Annotated in this window: 14 protein-coding genes; 7 read left to right on the top strand and 7 right to left on the bottom strand. The window is 60.8% G+C overall.

The window, feature by feature from the left end; genetic code table 11:
* The first annotated feature begins 8 nt into the window (after positions 1 to 8).
* Entirely contained in the window at positions 9 to 1175 is a 1167-nt protein-coding gene (locus tag GSQ93_RS22140) for an IS30 family transposase (RefSeq protein WP_158937783.1), read from the top strand.
* A 163-nt stretch (positions 1176 to 1338) separates the two neighbouring features.
* Here GSQ93_RS22140 and GSQ93_RS22135 read toward each other — a convergent pair whose 3' ends face one another.
* From GSQ93_RS22135 to thiL, 4 genes are all read right to left on the bottom strand, one after another.
* Entirely contained in the window at positions 1339 to 4644 is a 3306-nt protein-coding gene (locus GSQ93_RS22135; RefSeq protein WP_158937782.1) for a DEAD/DEAH box helicase, read from the bottom strand.
* Positions 4645 to 4725: 81 nt separating this feature from the next.
* On the bottom strand, positions 4726 to 5226 hold the full coding sequence (locus GSQ93_RS22130; protein WP_158937781.1) for a CinA family protein: 501 nt from the start codon (positions 5224 to 5226) through the stop codon (positions 4726 to 4728).
* Between the two features lie 54 nt (positions 5227 to 5280).
* Positions 5281 to 5817, bottom strand: coding sequence for a phosphatidylglycerophosphatase A (locus GSQ93_RS22125; RefSeq protein WP_174254662.1), 537 nt, complete (start codon positions 5815 to 5817; stop codon positions 5281 to 5283).
* A complete protein-coding gene (gene thiL, locus GSQ93_RS22120; RefSeq protein WP_158937832.1) occupies positions 5807 to 6874 on the bottom strand; it encodes a thiamine-phosphate kinase in 1068 nt (355 codons plus the stop codon). The genes GSQ93_RS22125 and thiL overlap by 11 nt, the downstream gene beginning before the upstream one ends.
* A gap of 245 nt (positions 6875 to 7119) precedes the next feature.
* On the opposite strand from thiL, the gene GSQ93_RS22115 reads away from it, so the two are divergent.
* The 3 genes from GSQ93_RS22115 to GSQ93_RS22105 all read left to right on the top strand — a co-directional run bounded on the left by GSQ93_RS22115 (position 7120) and on the right by GSQ93_RS22105 (position 11134).
* Complete coding sequence (locus GSQ93_RS22115; protein ID WP_158937780.1) at positions 7120 to 9426, top strand: NADP-dependent malic enzyme; 2307 nt, start codon at positions 7120 to 7122, stop codon at positions 9424 to 9426.
* Positions 9427 to 10052: 626 nt separating this feature from the next.
* Complete coding sequence (locus GSQ93_RS22110; protein WP_254073992.1) at positions 10053 to 10571, top strand: ribonuclease; 519 nt, start codon at positions 10053 to 10055, stop codon at positions 10569 to 10571.
* Between the two features lie 5 nt (positions 10572 to 10576).
* A complete protein-coding gene (locus tag GSQ93_RS22105; protein ID WP_158937779.1) occupies positions 10577 to 11134 on the top strand; it encodes a barstar family protein in 558 nt (185 codons plus the stop codon).
* A 167-nt stretch (positions 11135 to 11301) separates the two neighbouring features.
* On the opposite strand, the gene GSQ93_RS22100 is transcribed toward GSQ93_RS22105, so the two are convergent.
* Positions 11302 to 12039 carry a 16S rRNA (uracil(1498)-N(3))-methyltransferase gene (locus GSQ93_RS22100; protein WP_158937778.1) on the bottom strand — a complete coding sequence of 246 codons (738 nt, stop codon included), beginning with the start codon at positions 12037 to 12039 and terminating at the stop codon, positions 11302 to 11304.
* A 118-nt stretch (positions 12040 to 12157) separates the two neighbouring features.
* Positions 12158 to 12571: a glyoxalase/bleomycin resistance/extradiol dioxygenase family protein gene (locus GSQ93_RS22095; RefSeq protein WP_158937777.1), complete on the bottom strand. Its 414-nt coding sequence runs from the start codon at positions 12569 to 12571 to the stop codon at positions 12158 to 12160.
* Positions 12572 to 12930: 359 nt separating this feature from the next.
* Here GSQ93_RS22095 and tkt point away from each other — a divergent pair, with 359 nt between their 5' ends.
* Both tkt and gap read left to right on the top strand, forming a co-directional pair.
* Complete coding sequence (gene tkt, locus GSQ93_RS22090) at positions 12931 to 14961, top strand: transketolase (protein ID WP_158937776.1); 2031 nt, start codon at positions 12931 to 12933, stop codon at positions 14959 to 14961.
* 91 nt (positions 14962 to 15052) lie between these two features.
* On the top strand, positions 15053 to 16063 hold the full coding sequence (gap, locus tag GSQ93_RS22085; RefSeq protein WP_158937775.1) for a type I glyceraldehyde-3-phosphate dehydrogenase: 1011 nt from the start codon (positions 15053 to 15055) through the stop codon (positions 16061 to 16063).
* Positions 16064 to 16190: 127 nt separating this feature from the next.
* Here gap and fur read toward each other — a convergent pair whose 3' ends face one another.
* The gene (fur, locus tag GSQ93_RS22080) at positions 16191 to 16619 is read right to left on the bottom strand and encodes a ferric iron uptake transcriptional regulator (RefSeq protein ID WP_047895757.1); all 429 of its coding nucleotides are present in this window, start codon (positions 16617 to 16619) and stop codon (positions 16191 to 16193) included.
* 201 nt (positions 16620 to 16820) lie between these two features.
* Between fur and GSQ93_RS22075 the strand changes: the two genes are divergently transcribed.
* Positions 16821 to 17672 carry an outer membrane protein assembly factor BamE gene (locus tag GSQ93_RS22075; protein ID WP_158937774.1) on the top strand — a complete coding sequence of 284 codons (852 nt, stop codon included), beginning with the start codon at positions 16821 to 16823 and terminating at the stop codon, positions 17670 to 17672.
* The last annotated feature ends 58 nt before the right edge of the window (positions 17673 to 17730 follow it).

The raw sequence follows: 17730 nt of genomic DNA, 5'->3' as shown, positions 1-17730 counted from the left end.
ATGAGGCTATGAAACGACAAGCAAAACCGTGGTTGACGTCGACCCAGAAGGGGGAGATCTGGAAGCGCTGGCGCGCAGCGGAGTCTGTCAGCGAGATTAGTCGGGCGCTGGAGCGTGAAGTGGGCTCGGTGCATCGGATGCTTGCTAAGCGCGGTGGGATCGCACCGCCGCCAAGAAAGCGCTCGCCACGTGCACTGACGCCCGAGGAGCGCGAAGCGATCTCGCGTGGGCTGAGCGCGAACTGGTCTTCAAACCGCATTGCAGCGAGCCTGAACCGAGCGCCATCGACGATCAGCCGGGAGATCGAACGCAACGGCGGACCGATAAAGTACCGCGCGCAACAGGCCGACGCCAATGCCTGGAAGAACGCGCTACGGCCCAAAGCGTGTGCTCTTTCAAACCGGGCGCGACTACGTATGCTCGTGGCGAGCAAGCTCAAACGACAATGGGCACCTGCCCAGATATCGGGCTGGCTCAAACGGCAGTTTCCAGTCAATAAGCTCATGCATCTATCACACGAAACGATTTACCGAAGCCTGTATGTACAAGCCCGGGGTGTCCTTAAAAAGGAGTTGATGGAGCATTTGCGCACCCATCGCGTGATGCGGCGCGCTAAAAAAGCCACGGGCAGCGGACAAAACCGAGGGGCGATCATCGATGCTGTATCAATCAGCGAACGTCCTGCCGAAGTGGAAGATCGAGCGGTTCCCGGGCACTGGGAAGGTGACTTGATATCGGGCTCGAACAACTCGCATATTGCGACCCTGGTTGAACGCCAATCGCGCTTTGTGATGCTGGTGAAAGTCCAAGGCAAAGACACTACAAGCGTCGTGTCGGCACTGATCAAGCAGGTGAAGAAGCTGCCTAAGGAGTTGCGCCAAACGCTCACGTGGGACCGTGGCCGCGAACTGGCAAGCCACAAGACGTTCACACTTGCCACCGAGGTCGACGTGTATTTCTGCGATCCACGAAGTCCTTGGCAACGCGGTAGCAACGAGAATACGAACGGCCTGCTACGTCAGTACTTCCCTAAAGGCACACGCCTGGATGGGTATTCACACGCTGAGTTGAACAAGGTCGCCGCACTTCTGAATGGAAGACCGCGTAAAACCCTCGACTTTATGACGCCAGCCAATAAACTTGCAGAAGTTATAGGTGTTGCATCGACCGGTTGAATCCGCCCGTGCCGCCACGCACAGTGGCTAACAGTGATAAAGAGAAAATCCGACTCACGCAGACCACTGACATTGAAAGCACCAACCCGGCACTAACCCCAACCGCTACCATCAGAACCTATCACCCCGGCATAACCCCAAACCGCTAACCCCGGGTGCCAACTCAAACCACTGGCATTGGCGCCAGCAACGCCTCAATATCCTCGGCAGAAAACTTCGCTGCCCCAGCCGCGTCCTCACGCAAAATACTATCGGCGAGAGCGGCTTTACGGCCCTGCATTGCCACAATCCGTTCTTCAATACTCCCCGCCACAATCAGCTTGTAAACGAACACCGGCTTCAATTGCCCGATCCGATGCGCCCGGTCCGTCGCCTGATTCTCCGCCGCCGGATTCCACCACGGATCGTAATGAATCACCGTGTCTGCAGCGGTCAAATTTAACCCCACGCCGCCCGCCTTCAGGCTGATCAGGAACAACGGCACCTCGCCGTCCTGAAAACGCGTCACTGGCGTAACCCGGTCTGTCGTATCTCCCGTCAATGTGACGTAAGGAAGCCCGGCTTTATCGAGCGCGGCAGCAATAATCGCCAGCATCCCGGTGAACTGCGAAAACAACAACACCCGGCGCCCTTCCTCAAGCAGCTCCGGCAGCATATCGAGTAACAAATCGAGCTTCGCCGATTCCTCCACACGCCCCGCCCGCGCCAGCTTCACCAACGCCGGATCGCAGCAAACTTGCCGCAACTTGAGCAACGCCTCGAGCACGACAATATGGCTGCGCGCCAAACCCTGGTCCGCCACCGCCATCCGCACTTTTTCCTGCATCGCGATTCGCACCGTCTCGTACAGATCACGCTGGGCACCTTCAAGCGCCACGGTCCGTACAATGGTCGTTTTCTGCGGCAACTCCTTCGCGACCTCATCCTTCCTTCGACGCAGCATGAACGGCCGAATCCGGCGCACCAGTAAATCGCGCCGTACCGGATCGTCGTATTTCTCGATCGGTGTGCGCCAACGCTTCGTGAAATCTTTCTGTGTGCCAAGGAAACCGGGCAGCAGGAAATCGAATTGCGCCCACAGCTCACCCAAGTGGTTTTCCAGCGGCGTGCCAGTCAGACACAGCCGATGCCGCGCGCGTAAATCGCGAATACCCTTTGCGGCCTTGGTCGCGACGTTCTTCACTATCTGCGCTTCATCAAGGATCAGCAGGTGGTACTCGTGCAACGACAACATCGCCTGATCGCGCCATAGCAGCGGGTACGTGGTCAGCACGAGATCGTGCTCGGCAATCTGATCGAAACGTTCCTTGCGCTGCGGACCATGCAGATCCAGCACCCTCAAATCTGGCGCAAACTTTTTCGCTTCCTCACGCCAGTTGTGAACCAGCGTGGTCGGCAGCACCACCAGCACCGGCCGGTCCAGCCGTCCCGACTCTTTCTCGACCAACACGTGCGCCAGCGCCTGCACGGTTTTGCCGAGGCCCATGTCATCGGCGAGAACGCCCGACAGATTGCGCTCGCGCAAATACTGCATCCAGTTGAGCCCCTCGCGCTGATACACGCGAAGCTCGGCATTCAAACCTCGCGGCACGGGCACTTCCCGCAGCCCCGGACCTTCCTGCAAACGCTGAGCCAGCTCGCGAATGGAAACATCGCCGTGAAACTCCCAGCGGCCCGTGTCGCTGAGCGCTTCCAGCCGTCCGGCGTCCTGTTCGGAAACACGCAGCGGATGCGTGCCGAGGGTATCGAAGAGATCGATCAGTACGCGCACCACCGGCTTGATCCGCGACGCCCGCACCCGCAGCCGCTCGCCAAGATCGGTCTTGAGCTCGATGCCTTCGTCGTCGTGGATTGAATCGATAGCGCCAGCCAGCCAGCGCCGGTCGCGCTGGAACAGGTCGGCCAGAAGCGGTTCGAGCCGAACGCTCCGGTCGCCCACGGCAATGCCGAGTTCCAGGTCGAACCAGCCGTCGGTGCCCTGGCGCGCGGTGCCCTGGATGTCGTCGATCTCAATGAAGTCGAAGCGAAATTCCGGCGACATGCTCACGCGCCAGCCGTTCTCGCGTAACTCGGGCAACGCGTCGTTGGTGAACACGGCCCATGCGTCGGGCACGGGCAAGCCGAGCACGCCATTGGGAATGGGCTTGGGTCCAAAACGCTGATGCGAGGGAATCTGGCGGAAGCCGAGATCGTAGAGCGAGGCGAGGTAACGCGCTTCCACGTCGTGACGGCGCCTCACCTGAACCATCTCTCCAGACGCGGAGCGCATGACCGTGGTGGCGCGCGTGGGGTCGATGCTGAAACCGTCGTAATCGAACGTCACGAGGGCAAAGTCGAGCACGTTCGCGGCCGTGCGCTCGTCGCGGGACCGCCAACTGCTGTTGACGGGCCGTGTATCGAGCAGGAGCACCGGCACCGGCTCCTTATCGATAATGCGGACGTTCAGCGTTTCCGGCTCCGGCGGCGGCGGCAGGTCGGAGTCGACCTCGCGCAGCATCGCGCTGACCAGCGGCGCTTCGGCAAGCGAGATGGGCGGCATCGACAAATAATCGGCCAGTTGCCGCGCGGGTTGCGGCATATCGACGACGCCCGCTTCACGCGTTTGCGCGTCGACGAACCACAACGGTTCGGTGGGAATGACCAACGTGGCGGGCGGCTCGGTTTGCAGCACGGGACGCACGCGATCGTCCGGATCGGGTGTCCACTCGATGCGTCCCGGCCGTTTCGCGCCTTCGCGCACCGGCCGGCGCGGCTCCGAGGCGTCGTGGTCGGCCGGCATGGCGCTGAACAATCGCCCGGTCGCCAGCATGCGATGCATCAGGTCCGCACCTTCTTCGCCGTGCAGCCCGTAGCCACCGAAATCGTTGCGGGTACGTCCAATGAGGAGCCCCCGCACGATGGTCATGTCTTCATCGCTGACGAACTTCGGCTGCTTGACCAGCGCCGCGTCCAGATTGGTCCAGGGCCGGTCGAGCGTCTGGAACGAGCCGTCCGGACTGAGCCGCACCTTATGCAACGCGACTTCGGCAGTGCGCATGATGCGCGATGTTCCCAGCACATAAACGAGCGCGAGCGCACCGCCGGAGTCCCCTGGCTTTTTTGCGGAGGCGTTGCGAGTGGAGGCGAACCGCGAGCGGAATCCTTCAAGCCAGCCCGCCACTTCCGGGCGCACGGTTTCGGACTCGCGCGGTCTGTCCGCGGCGCTCGCGAGCAATACGGCGGCTGCGTGCTTGCAGCCGAATACTACCGGGCACGAACAGTGGCCTTTTGCTGAAAGCTTGCCATGCTGCTCGTTAAACACGACCTCCACGGTATAAGGCCGGCGTTGTGTGCCTTGGACGTAGGCGCGCAGGATATCTTCGTCCCAGTGCAGACGCGTCACTTCGTCCACGTACCCGCGTGCCTTGGCAACGGTATGCGAACCGAGCCACTTAATGATTTGAGCCGTGTCGTACGCAAACGCCGGCATCAGCAACCCCGTCCGTGCATGGCCGTTCCTGTCTCACCCTGGTCACCCTGTCTTGCCGCCATCTGCTTAATCACCGTCTACTCACCGTTCCCTGCGTTCCAATAATTCCAGCAAACCGCGCAGCGCGTACGCCGCCGCCTGGGTGCGAATCTGCTCGCGATCGCCCTTGAATTGCTGCGTCTCTACCGCCGTGTGCAAGCGGTTGCTCCACGCAAAAGACACCATGCCGACGGGCTTCGTTTCCGTGCCGCCGCCCGGTCCGGCCACGCCTGTAATTGATAGCGACACCTGCGCCCGGCTGTTCCTCAGCGCGCCTTCTGCCATGGCTTTGGCAACCGGTTCGCTGACTGCGCCGTGGCGATCGATCAGCTCGGCCGGCACGCCGATCATCTCGGTCTTCGCCAGGTTCGAATAGGTGACGAAGCCGCGCTCGAACCACGCGCTGCTGCCGGAAATATCGGTCATGGCGGCGGCGACCATCCCGCCGGTGCACGATTCGGCGGTCGCGAGCATCAGCCGCTCGTCGCGCAATTTGTTGCCGGCACGGATGGCGAGCTGGTGGACGACTTTATCGGTAGCCATGGCAAAGCCTCGGGTGGGGGCGGTCGAAAACGTGAGATGCAGGCGAGACAGAAATCAAATGGTCATGCGCCATAGCGCGATCACGAGCAGCGTGAAGAACGCAGCGGCAATATCGTCGAACATGATGCCGAAACCGCCTTTCAACCGGCGGTCGAAATAACTGATGGGCGGCGGTTTCACCATGTCGAAGAAACGGAACACGATGAACGCCCACAACTGCCCGGTGAACGTGGCCGGCGTGACGAACAGCAACACCAGCCAGAACGCGATGATCTCGTCCCACACCACCGGCGACGGATCGGAAATGCCCATTTTCTTCGCCGTGAAACCGCAGAACCAGCAGCCGGCCACGAAGCCGACGGCGATCAGCACGGCCCATTCGGCGACCGTCAGGTGCGGGTTGAACACCACGAACGACACCCACGCGAACAAGGTGCCGACCGAGCCGGGCGCGATTGGCGACAAGCCGCTGCCGAAGCCGAGCGACAGGATATGCAGCGGATGAGACAGCATGAAGCGCGCGCTCGTGCGGCGCGATGGCTTCGGGGGTGGTGTGTCGTCGATTGTGTCGATGATCGGATCAGTCTGCATGAAAATGGTCGAAGCCCGTGTCTGGGAAAGAAACCGGACCAGTGTTGTCGCGCCAGTCGATGGCCGGCAAGTCAGCCGGCAAGTCGCGAGGCGCGCCCGTTGGGGCCGCGCTGGACGCGCCAGATGCCGCTTGTCCCTCGGCGGCCGGACCCTCGATTGTACCGATACGCGTCAACAAAACTTTCTGCGCCGTTCCTATCCGCTCGATTTCGGCCCTCACGGAGACGGGCGCGGTGAAGCAGAGTTCGTAGTCATCGCCGCCCGCCAGGATGCAATGCACCTGCGAGGTTTCGGGCAGCGTGGCGAGCATGCCGGAACGCGGTATCTGATCGATATTCACCGTCGCGCGGACGTTCGAGCGCTTCAGGATATGCAGCAGGTCGCCGGCGAGACCGTCGGAGAGATCGAGCGCGGCGTGCGCGATTCCCCGCAGCGCGATGCCGAGCGCCACGCGCGGTTCCGGCTGTTCGAGCGCCTTGATTGCAAGGGTTTCGTCCGCTGGATCTTTCATCGACCATTCGCCGCGGCGAATACCGAGCCCGGCGCGTGCACCGCCCAGGACGCCGGACACCCAGATGTCGTCGCCCGGGCGCGCCGCGTCGCGCCGTAGCGCCTGCGCAGCCGGGACATCGCCGAATACGGTAATGCTGATGCACACGTGCGGGCCGCTGGTTGTATCGCCGCCAATCAGTTCGCAGCCGTGCTGGTTCGCCATATGGAAGAGACCGCTGCTGAATGCTTCGAGCCAGCTTTCATCGGCCTTTGGCATCGACAACGCCAGGGTGAACGCGCGCGGCTTCGCACCCATGGCGGCGAGGTCCGACAGGTTCACCGCGAGCGCCTTGTAACCGAGCGCCCACGGGGCGACATCGGGGAAAAAATGGCGGCCCGACACGAGCATGTCGGTGGAGATTGCCAACTGCTGGCCGTGCTGGGGGGCGAGCAGCGCACAGTCATCACCTATACCCAGCGTCGCCTTCGGCTCGTCGCCCGTTGCCGGAAACGCGGCGGCGGGCTGGGAGAAATATCGTTCGATCAGGGAAAACTCTGAGAGCATCGGCGATCCGGCAATGTCGAGGGAAAGTTGAGGACGATGCGCGCCTGTTGATGCGCGTTTCATCTCAATAAGGGAATTTTGTGGCGTGAACGCGCTGCCGGCTTGGCGGTCATGCTGCTTTTCCAGGCCTTGTCCAAATGGGCTATGCGCCGCTGATAGCCGGTATTGCCATCCGGAGAGCCTGTTGATTGGCGCTACAATGCGTTCGAACATCTATTCTAATCTCGCCTAAAGCCAGACGCCTCATGACCACACCTGCTGATCTCGCCAAAGCCAAACTCCGCGAAGCCGCGCTCGATTACCACGAGTTTCCCACTCCCGGCAAAATCGCGATTGCCCCCACCAAGCAGATGATCAACCAGCGCGATCTCGCGTTGGCGTACTCACCGGGCGTGGCGTTTGCGTGCGAGGAAATCGTCGCCAATCCGCTGAATGCCGCGCGTTTTACCGCGCGCAGCAACCTGGTCGGCGTTGTGACAAACGGCACGGCAGTGCTTGGGCTCGGCAATATCGGCCCGCTCGCGTCGAAGCCGGTCATGGAAGGCAAGGCAGTGCTGTTCAAAAAGTTCGCCGGCATTGACGTGTTCGATATCGAGCTGAACGAGATGGACCCGCTAAAGCTCGTCGACGTGATCTGCGCGCTCGAACCCACGTTCGGCGGCATCAACCTGGAAGACATCAAGGCGCCGGATTGCTTCATCGTTGAGCGGGAATGCCGCAAGCGCATGAAGATCCCGGTGTTCCACGACGACCAGCACGGCACGGCGATCGTGGTCGCGGCCGCTATTACCAACGGCTTGGTGGTGGTCGGCAAGAAGATTGAAGAAGTGAAGCTGGTCGCTTCAGGCGCGGGCGCGGCAGCGCTGGCCTGTCTGGACCTGCTGGTTGAACTCGGCATGAAGCTCGAAAACATCATGGTGACCGACCTGGCCGGCGTGGTCTACAAGGGCCGCGTGGAACTGATGGACCCGGACAAGGAACGGTTTGCGCGCGAAACCTCGGCGCGTACGCTCGCCGACGTAATGGAAGGCGCCGACGTATTCCTCGGCCTGTCCGCCGGCGGTGTGTTGAAGCAGGAGATGGTCAAGGGCATGGCGCAAAAGCCGCTGATTCTCGCGCTCGCCAACCCGACGCCGGAAATCCTGCCGGAACTCGCGCTGGAAGTGCGTCCGGACGCCGTGCTTGCCACCGGCCGCACAGACTATCCGAACCAGGTCAATAACGTCCTGTGCTTCCCGTTCATTTTCCGCGGCGCGCTTGATGCGGGCGCAAGCACGATCACGCGCGAGATGGAAATTGCCGCCGTGAACGCGATTGCGGAACTGGCGCGTCAGGAACAAAGCGATATCGTGGCAACCGCCTATGGCATTCAGGACCTGTCGTTTGGTCCCGAGTACCTGATCCCGAAGCCGTTCGACCCGCGCTTGATCGTAAAGATCGCGCCGGCCGTGGCCAAGGCCGCCATGGACTCAGGTGTGGCCACGCGTCCCATTGAAGACATGGACGCGTACGAACAGCATTTGCAGCAGTTCGTCTATCACAGCGGCACGACCATGAAGCCCGTGTTCCAGCTCGCACGGAGCGTGGAGCCGGACAAGAAGCGCATTGTGTTTGCCGAAGGTGAAGAAGAGCGCGTGCTGCGCGCCGTGCAGATCGCGGTGGACGAGAAGATCGCCAAGCCAATCCTGATCGGACGTCCGGCCGTGATCGCGCAACGCATCACGAAGTACGGCTTGCGTTTGACGGCGGGCGTGGACTTCACCGTGGTGGATACGGATCACGACGAGCGGTATCGCGACTTCTGGCAGACGTATCACACCATGATGGCGCGCAAGGGCATCAGTGCGCAGATGGCGAAGCTGGAGATGCGCCGCCGCACCACGCTGATCGGCGCGATGCTGGTCAAGAAGGGCGAAGCGGACGGCATGATCTGCGGCACGATCAGCACGACGCACCGCCATCTGCATTTCGTCGATCAGGTGATCGGCAAGAAGGAAGGCTGCAGCGTCTATGCGGCCATGAATGCGCTGGTGCTGCCGGGCCGGCAGATCTTTATTGTCGACACGCACGTGAACGTGGATCCGACCCCCGAGCAGCTTTGCGAGATCACGATCATGGCGGCGGAGGAAGTGCGCCGATTCGGTATCGTGCCGAAGATCGCACTGCTGTCCCATTCGAACTTCGGTACCAGCAACGCGCCGACGGCCATCAAGATGCGCGACACGCTGGCATTGCTGCGCGAGCGTGCGCCGGATCTGGACGTGGACGGCGAAATGCACGGCGACGTGGCGCTGGATGCCAATCTGCGCCGCGAAGTCCTGCCGGAATCAACGCTGGTAGGCGACGCGAATTTGCTCGTACTGCCGAACATTGATGCCGCGAATATTTCGTACAACCTGTTGAAGACGGCCGCCGGCAATAACATTGCCATTGGGCCAATGCTGCTGGGCGCGGCTCAGCCTGTGCATGTGCTGACGGCGTCGGCTACGGTTCGCCGGATCGTCAACATGACGGCATTGCTGGTGGCGGACGCCACGGCTGTGGCGCGGTAAGGGTTCGAAAGCCCGGGTTCAACGCTCGCGGGGCTAAAACCCGCCGGATCAGAACTCGCGCAGGGCTGGCAGGTTCAAGTAGAGCTCCGGCAAGAAGGATTGAAGGAATAAAAAGAGGGATTGCGACACGTGGTCGCAATCCCTCTTTTTCATTTCCGCGACGATTGCACCGCATAGGTGCAGCAACTCGTCGACTTGACGATCAGGTTCCTGATACCCACGCTCGACGCCGAAGCGAAAAAAAAGCGTGCCGGATGATCCGACACGCCACGAGGTATGCAAGGGGATTTGCTTTCTCCTCCAAACAGCGATGGTGCCGGTTTTTACACCGTGGGAGCTTCGCGAGAGAGGCGACGCTGGTTCCACTCCCCAAACCATGCATGAAGCCATTATTCACCTGAACGAGATAAAAATATCTCAGACTGATCCTAAATATGATCGAGGCCTATTTTTCTTGTCATCGATGAAAAAGCGCTTGGGAGCCGCATGTAACGGTCCGATACGAAGCAAAAAGCGCCTGAAAAACGGGCATCTTCCGAACCAACATTGATTCCCGGTGTCATTAGCGATACCCTTACGTCTTTCATGGTCGTCATATTTCTGGGTTCAAAGCGGGGACAGGTTTCGTGAAGCGCGCGTGGTTTTGTGGGTTCATCGTGGCGCTTTGTTTGGTGCTGAGCGGCTGCGGGAAAAGCGGGCCGGATTCCCAAAGCACGGCCGCGAACACCTCAGCAGGAGCGTCGCAGGCGGAACCGCCGCACGTGTTGCAAGACAAGGACAAGCTGAAAAGCGATCCGCGCGCAGAGAGCTGGCGCGATGCCGCATCAACGGGTTCGGAACCGTCGCAGACTACCGTCGACGCAGCACAATTGCCGAAACAGGCCATTGTGACGCTGCAGCGGATCGAGGCTGGCGGGCCGTTCCCGTATGAGAAAGACGGCATTGTGTTTGGTAATCGCGAGCGTGTGCTGCCGCCGCACCCACGCGGCTTTTACCACGAATACACCGTTCCTACGCCGCGCGCCCGCGATCGCGGCGCACGTCGGATTGTATGTGGCGGGCCCCGTCGGCAGATCGACAACTGCTTCTATACCGACGACCATTACGTGAGTTTTAAACGCATTGCGGGATTAACTTCGGGATGAACGGCATGAGCGACAACATCTACGCGCACGACAACGGTGTCGCGGGTGATCTTTTCGCCGGCGATGGCAACATGTTCCAGCGAGTTTTGCGACTCCGCACGACAGACGAAAATCGACCCGACGACGAACAGAGCACGGCGCTGTCATCATTGAACGAGGGGTCTATGAGTCTTTTCAAGACGGTACGATCGAATATCGTGCAGTCGATCCGCGCTTTCAGGGTCCAGGATCTCGCCGACGAAGCGAGCAAGCTGGGCCAGCATTTTCTCTACGCGTACTGCGGTCAGGCCCAGAGCAAGCAGGAAGTGCTCGAAACCATCGCCACGTCGTTCTTGTTTCCCAAGCACTTTGGGAAGAACTACGACGCGCTGTACGACAGTCTCACCGACCTCGTGCACAAAGCGGGTTCGCAGCCGGGTTTCGTGATCGTGCTGGAAGCGCTGCCGGTCGCGCAGAAATTTGACAAAGAAGGGCGCGAGACCTTGCTCGACGTGTTTCGTGAAGCGTCGGAATTCTGGGCGGAGCGACGTGTGGCATTCAGGGTGTTTTACTCGTTCGCCTGAACCATTTGCGTCGACGCAAGCGGTCGACGCACGAGTTCCGCACTTAAACCGCTGCGTTTTCTCGGCGAAAAGAAGTCAAAAAGCCGGTCGTCGTCTGTTGAACAGGGGCGCTGACCGGCTTTTTTGCGTTTGATTTCGGGATGGATCGCGACGAGGCAGCGGTTAATTCACCACCCGCCCCAGCGCGCGGCGAGCGCGCCTAAGACGGCTATGCCCGCCGTTTCGGTGCGTAAGACGCGAGGTCCGAGACCCAGTGTGGCAAAACCGGCATCGACCAAGGTCGCTTCCTCTGCCGGCGAAAATCCGGCTTCCGGCCCGATCGCGATGGTCACGGGTGCGCTGGGCGCGCTCGCCGGCAAAGAGGCAAACCCAAGCTGCGCGCGCGGCGACAGCAGCAGCCGCAACTCGCCATCTACGGCGGGCGGCAGGTTGCCGAGCCATCTATCTAGATCCTGAGGCGCCGCTACGTCCGGCACCCGATTTCGTCCGCATTGCTCGCACGCGGCTCGCACCAACGCCTGCCAATGTCCTTGCCGACGCGCCGCGCGTTCGCCCGATAGCCGCACCACGCCGCGTTCGGCAGTGAGCGGAACGACGGACGTGACGCCCAGTTCGACCGCCTTCTCGATCAGCCAATCCATTTTGTCGCCGCCCGCCACACCTTGCGCCAGCGTGATTCGATACGGCGGCTCCGCTTCGCGATCGATGAATTCATCGAGTTGCACGGTCGCCGTCCGCTTGCCGATTTCAACCAGACGCGCGCGATATTCACCGCCGGAGCCATTGAACAAATGGACCGTGTCGTCGGATTGCAGGCGCAGGACGTGAACATGGCGGACGACATCGTCCGGCAAAGGCATGATTTCGCCCGCGACAAGCGGACTAGCAACAAAGAAACGTGGCATGAAGTGACTCGCCCGGACGCTAAACAGCGCGCGGGCAGGGAAGTGATGAGTGCTTGAACGCTATCCGTTCAACCTTCGACTCGCGATGTAGAGCGCGATGGAACGCGACGGACCCAGCCTAATTCAAATGCCGGGCGATTGCCCAGCGATACCCGTCCGGGTCTTCGAACTGCGCAAAACGGTCGCCCCAGTACTGGTCTTGCGGTTCGATCAACGGCTTCGCGCCAACCGCGACTGCACGCGTGAACGCGGCGTCCACATCTTCGACGTAGAGATAGAACGATTGCGGCGCCATCAGGCCCGTGCTTTTCGGTGTCTTCGCGTGCGAGCCGTACGCGCCTTCCGGGGCGAACATCAGGATCAATTGTCCGCGATACGTCATCTCGACGTGGATCACGGCGCCGTCGTCGTTGACGCTGTCACGCACCGCAAAACCTAGCGCCTGTTCGTAGAAACCGGTGGAAACACGGGCATCGCGAACGGTCAGGTAAGGCGTGAGCCACGGCACATCGGCGGGGCGGGGGTCGGACATAGGGCTTCTCCTCGAGCTCGGCTTGATGGATGCATTGTGCCATGGCGCCCTTTGGCAGAAGGGCTGTGCGGATTTCTATTGCTGCTCTACGTCGCGTCGGCTCTATATGTCGATGCAGGGAGCGTGCCCGCGCGCGCCATTCGTTATGATTTACGTTTCAGACGATCAATGTGTTCTCGGCGCCGCCCGGGCGCGCTTTGGCCCTCGCGCCAGTGCTTCAAGGTCGTCTGCTAGAATAACCGGCTTCCGATCCTCTCCGTTTCTCGTCGCTCCGGGTGTTGAAAACGAGGTCTTATCGTTTGCTCCGGTGCGCCGCCGAGAATCATCCCAGGATCTTTTCAGGACCTACCGGACTCGACATGACGACCCCGAATTCCAGCCAGACCAGCCTGATGGCCAACGCAATCCGTGCGCTGGCAATGGACGCTGTTCAACGAGCCAACTCCGGTCATCCGGGCATGCCAATGGGCATGGCGGAAATCGGCGTCGCGCTCTGGTCGCGTCACCTGAAGCACAACCCGAGCAACCCGCACTGGGCCGACCGCGACCGTTTTGTCCTGTCGAACGGTCATGGTTCCATGCTGCTGTACTCGTTGTTGCACCTGACCGGCTACGACCTGCCGATCAACGAACTCAAGAACTTCCGCCAACTGCATTCGAAGACGCCAGGACACCCGGAATACGGCATCACGCCGGGCGTTGAAACCACCACCGGCCCGCTCGGCCAGGGTTTGGCGAACGCGGTCGGCATGGCGCTCGCCGAAGCGCTGCTCGCGGCGGAGTTCAACAAGGACGGCACAAAGATTGTCGACCATCACACGTACGTGTTCCTCGGCGACGGCTGCATGATGGAAGGCATCTCGCACGAAGCCTGTTCGTTCGCCGGCACGCTCAAGCTGCACAAGCTGATCGCGCTGTACGACGACAACGGTATTTCCATTGACGGTCACGTGGAGCACTGGTTCCACGACGACACCCCGAAGCGTTTCGAAGCGTACGGCTGGAACGTGATCCGTGCGGTGGACGGCCACAACGTGGACGCGGTGGACGCGGCCATTGCGCAAGCGAAGAACTCGGATAAACCCACGCTGATCTGCTGCCGTACGACTATCGGCAAGGGTGCGCCGACCAAGCAAGGCAGCCACGATTCGCACGGCGCGCCGCTCGGTCTGAAGGAAATCGCCGATGCCCGCGCAGGAATGGGCTGGACCTGGGAACCGTTCGTGATTCCGCAAGAAGTCTACGCAGCGTGGGACGCGAAGGAAGCGGGTGCGCGCGCGGAAGCGGAATGGAACAAGCAATTCGATGCGTATCGCGCGAAGCATTCGGCCGAAGCCGCCGAATTCGTGCGCCGCATGAAAGACGAACTGCCGGCCACGTGGGCGCAGGACGCGAAGAACATTATTGAAGCCGCGAATCAGAAGGGCGAAACCATTGCCACGCGCAAGGCTTCGCAGCAGACGCTCGACGGCCTCGCTGCCGCGCTGCCTGAACTGCTTGGCGGTTCCGCCGACCTGACGGGCTCGAATCTGACCAACTGGAAGGCATCGAAGCCAGTACGTGCTGGTGAGATCACGACCGACATCCAGTGGGGCAATCACATCAATTACGGCGTGCGCGAGTTCGGTATGAGCGCGGCTATCAACGGCATCGTGCTGCATGGCGGATATCGGCCGTTTGGGGGCACCTTCCTGACGTTCTCGGACTACAGCCGCAACGCGCTGCGCGTGGCTGCACTGATGAAAGCGCCGTCCATCTTTGTGTTCACGCACGATTCGATCGGTCTGGGCGAAGACGGCCCGACGCACCAGTCGGTGGAACAAACGTCGAGCTTGCGGCTGATTCCGCACTTACAAGTGTGGCGTCCGGCGGACACCGTCGAGACCGCTGTGGCATGGACGCACGCCATTGAGCACAAAGGTCCTTCGGCGCTGATTTTCACGCGTCAGAACCTCCTGTTCTCGGCACGTAACGACGTGCAGATCGCGAACATTGCGAAGGGCGGCTACGTGCTGCGCGACTGGAACGACGACATCCCGGCACGCAAGATCATCCTCATCGCGACGGGCTCGGAAGTCGAACTGGCGCTGAAGGCCGGCGAGAAACTGGCGCAAGAAGGCATTGGCGCGCGCATCGTGTCCATGCCGTGTACGAACGCGTTCGATCTGCAAGACCAGGAGTATCGCGACCGCGTGTTGCCGAAGGGTGTCGTGCGCGTGGCGATCGAAGCCGGCGTGACCGATTTCTGGCGCAAGTACGTGGGTCTCGAAGGCGGCGTGGTGGGTATCGATTCGTTCGGTGAATCCGCGCCCGCTGGCGAGCTTTTCAAGTATTTCGGCTTCACCGTCGAGCATGTCGTGGAGACGGCAAAAGCCGCCCTCGCGGGCTAATCGGTCGCTGGGTAGGAAGCTTCACGGCAATAACCCAGCGAATCCGGCAGCAGCGAACTGGAACTTTTTTTCAGCCATCAGGAGATAGACCATGACGATTCGCGTTGCAATCAACGGCTACGGCCGGATCGGCCGCAATACGCTGCGCGCCTTCTATGAAAACGGCAAGAAGCACGACATCGAGATCGTTGCGATCAACGACCTCGGCGATGCCGCCACGAACGCGCACCTGACGCAGTACGACACGGCGCACGGCAAGTTCCCGGGCGAAGTGTCGGTGGACGGCGATTACCTCGTGGTGAACGGCGACCGCATCCGCGTGCTGGCTAACCGCAACCCGGCCGAACTGCCGTGGGGCGAGCTGAACGTGGACATCGTGCTGGAATGCACGGGTTTCTTCACGACGAAGGAAAAGGCCAGCGCGCACATCAAGGGCGGCGCGAAGAAGGTCATCATCTCGGCGCCGGGCGGCAAGGACGTTGATGCGACCATCGTTTATGGCGTGAATCACCATGTGTTGAAGGCATCGGATACGGTGATCTCGAATGCATCGTGCACGACGAACTGCCTGGCGCCGCTGGTCAAGCCGTTGAACGACAAGATCGGCCTGGTGAACGGCCTGATGACGACCATCCACGCGTACACGAACGACCAGGTTCTGACGGACGTGTATCACGAGGACCTGCGCCGCGCGCGTTCGGCCACGCACAGCCAGATCCCGGCTAAGACGGGCGCGGCGTCGGCGGTGAGTCTGGTGCTGCCGGAATTGGCGGGTAAGCTGGATGGTTACGCTATTCGCGTGCCGACCATCAATGTGTCAATCGTGGATCTGTCGTTTATTGCTGCACGCGACACGACGGTTGAAGAAGTGAATTCGATCATGAAGGAAGCGTCGGAAGGCTCGTTGAAGGGCATCCTGGGCTATAACACCGCGCCGCTGGTGTCGATCGACTTCAATCACAACCCGGCTTCGTCGACGTTCGACGCGACGCTCACAAAGGTGTCAGGCCGTCTGGTGAAGGTGTCGAGCTGGTACGACAACGAGTGGGGCTTCTCGAACCGCATGCTGGACACGGCTGTGGCGCTGGCTAACGCCAAGTAATACAGCGAAGTAACACAGCGAAGTAAAGCAGTGAAATCAAGCTGAAAAAAAGCCGCCGGTTTGCAAGAACCGGCGGCTTTTTCACGCTTGGCGCGCCAACGTCACGCGCATGAACGGTCGATCAAAATCAGTTTTTCCTGTGCGGGCAATGCTCCTTCGTGCACGTGCCGTACAGTGCGAGCGCGTGCTCGTGCAGCTTGAAACCGCGTTCCTTCGCGATATCCTGCTGACGGCTTTCAATTTCAGCGTCGAAGAATTCTTCCACCATGCCGCAGTCCAGACACACCAGATGGTCATGATGGGTCCCTTCGTTGAGCTCGAACACAGCCTTGCCCGATTCGAAGTTACTGCGCGACAGCAGGCCGGCTTGCTCGAACTGCGTGAGCACGCGGTAGACGGTCGCAAGACCGATGTCGAGTTCCTCATGCAACAGGTTTCTATACACGTCTTCTGCAGTCAGGTGACGCACAGGACTATGCTGGAAAATCTCAAGTATCTTGAGCCGGGGCAAGGTCGCCTTCAGCCCGATATTTTTCAGATCGGCGGGATTGGTCATCGCTAGGCATCCCTAGAGTACAATTCAAGGTTCTCATAGTAATGCGTTTTTACCGTTCCGGTCACCATCCGAACGAAATGGCGCGATCTCCGAAAGACTCCGAAACTTCTTGCGCCCCCACGGGCGATGGGCCAGGCGAAGGGTGAAATGAAGGGTGAAATGTTTCTAAAATCTTTATTGAATAGCCGGGAGAGCCGTCGTATGCGCGGAACTTTGATCGCTGCCGCCACTATGACCGTCCTGGCTGGTTGTTCCACTTACGATAGCGTTACGCAGAGTTTCGCGCAGCACATCACACCGTATCGGATTACGGTTGTACAAGGGAACTTCGTTTCAGCGGAAGCGGCGAGCCAGATGAAGGTCGGCTTGACGCGTGACCAGGTGAAGACGCTGCTCGGCACGCCGTTGCTGGCAGACATGTTCCACGCGGATCGCTGGGACTACGTTTTCTACTTCAAGCGCGGTTCCACGTCGATTGTGCAGCAGCGTGACTTCGTCGTGCTGTTCGCGGGCAATACCGTGGCGAGCTGGTCGGGTGGCGAAAACCTGCCGTCGAACCTCGAATTGCTGGCTGAAATTGACGGCGACAAGGGTCGTAAGCTGACCGCCGCCACCGCTGCAGCTACGGCCGCTTCTGCCAATGGCGCCAGCGCAACGGACGCGACAGCGGCGGCGGGTACATCCGCCAGCGGTGCTGCGGTCGCTGGCGCGGCCAGTGCACCGGGCATTCGGCCGGACGCATCGAATGCGGCGAACGCATTTGCCGGTGACGCCAACCAGCAAGCCGCCCAGGCTGCCAACCGCGCGACCGACGCCGTGCAGACACCTACGGGCCGCACCCGCTCGTCGGCCATGCCGACTGTGCCGGGCAACCCGGGATTGCCGCCGAACGTCAATGCCGCAGGCAACTCGCAGATCCAGTTGCAGCGTCGTCCGACTACCGTCACGATCCCGGACAGCAGCGCTGTGGGGCCGCAGGGCACGTCGCCTGCCCCGGCGAACACGAGCAACGGTCTAGGCGCGTCCTCCGTGCCGGCGACGACCACCAACTAAGCAGAACGGCGGGCTTCGTCCTGCCTGTTTCACCTGCTTCGCTTGGGTTTCGTCGAGA

It is taken from the genome of Burkholderia sp. S171 (genome assembly GCF_009766085.1).
GTDB lineage: Bacteria > Pseudomonadota > Gammaproteobacteria > Burkholderiales > Burkholderiaceae > Caballeronia.
This window is presented reverse-complemented; position numbering and strand designations above follow the sequence as displayed.

What these genes read in the sequence shown, in the direction of transcription:
- GSQ93_RS22105 (WP_158937779.1), top strand. Translation starts at nt 10,577, where the DNA reads ATGAGCGACAACATCTACGCGCACGACAACGGTGTCGCGGGTGATCTT.
- GSQ93_RS22135 (WP_158937782.1), bottom strand. Translation starts at nt 4,644, where the DNA reads ATGCCGGCGTTTGCGTACGACACGGCTCAAATCATTAAGTGGCTCGGT.
- fur (WP_047895757.1), bottom strand. Translation starts at nt 16,619, where the DNA reads ATGACCAATCCCGCCGATCTGAAAAATATCGGGCTGAAGGCGACCTTG.
- gap (WP_158937775.1), top strand. Translation starts at nt 15,053, where the DNA reads ATGACGATTCGCGTTGCAATCAACGGCTACGGCCGGATCGGCCGCAAT.
- GSQ93_RS22130 (WP_158937781.1), bottom strand. Translation starts at nt 5,226, where the DNA reads ATGGCTACCGATAAAGTCGTCCACCAGCTCGCCATCCGTGCCGGCAAC.
- tkt (WP_158937776.1), top strand. Translation starts at nt 12,931, where the DNA reads ATGACGACCCCGAATTCCAGCCAGACCAGCCTGATGGCCAACGCAATC.
- GSQ93_RS22115 (WP_158937780.1), top strand. Translation starts at nt 7,120, where the DNA reads ATGACCACACCTGCTGATCTCGCCAAAGCCAAACTCCGCGAAGCCGCG.
- GSQ93_RS22095 (WP_158937777.1), bottom strand. Translation starts at nt 12,571, where the DNA reads ATGTCCGACCCCCGCCCCGCCGATGTGCCGTGGCTCACGCCTTACCTG.
- GSQ93_RS22140 (WP_158937783.1), top strand. Translation starts at nt 9, where the DNA reads ATGAAACGACAAGCAAAACCGTGGTTGACGTCGACCCAGAAGGGGGAG.
- GSQ93_RS22075 (WP_158937774.1), top strand. Translation starts at nt 16,821, where the DNA reads ATGCGCGGAACTTTGATCGCTGCCGCCACTATGACCGTCCTGGCTGGT.
- thiL (WP_158937832.1), bottom strand. Translation starts at nt 6,874, where the DNA reads ATGCTCTCAGAGTTTTCCCTGATCGAACGATATTTCTCCCAGCCCGCC.
- GSQ93_RS22125 (WP_174254662.1), bottom strand. Translation starts at nt 5,817, where the DNA reads ATGCAGACTGATCCGATCATCGACACAATCGACGACACACCACCCCCG.
- GSQ93_RS22100 (WP_158937778.1), bottom strand. Translation starts at nt 12,039, where the DNA reads ATGCCACGTTTCTTTGTTGCTAGTCCGCTTGTCGCGGGCGAAATCATG.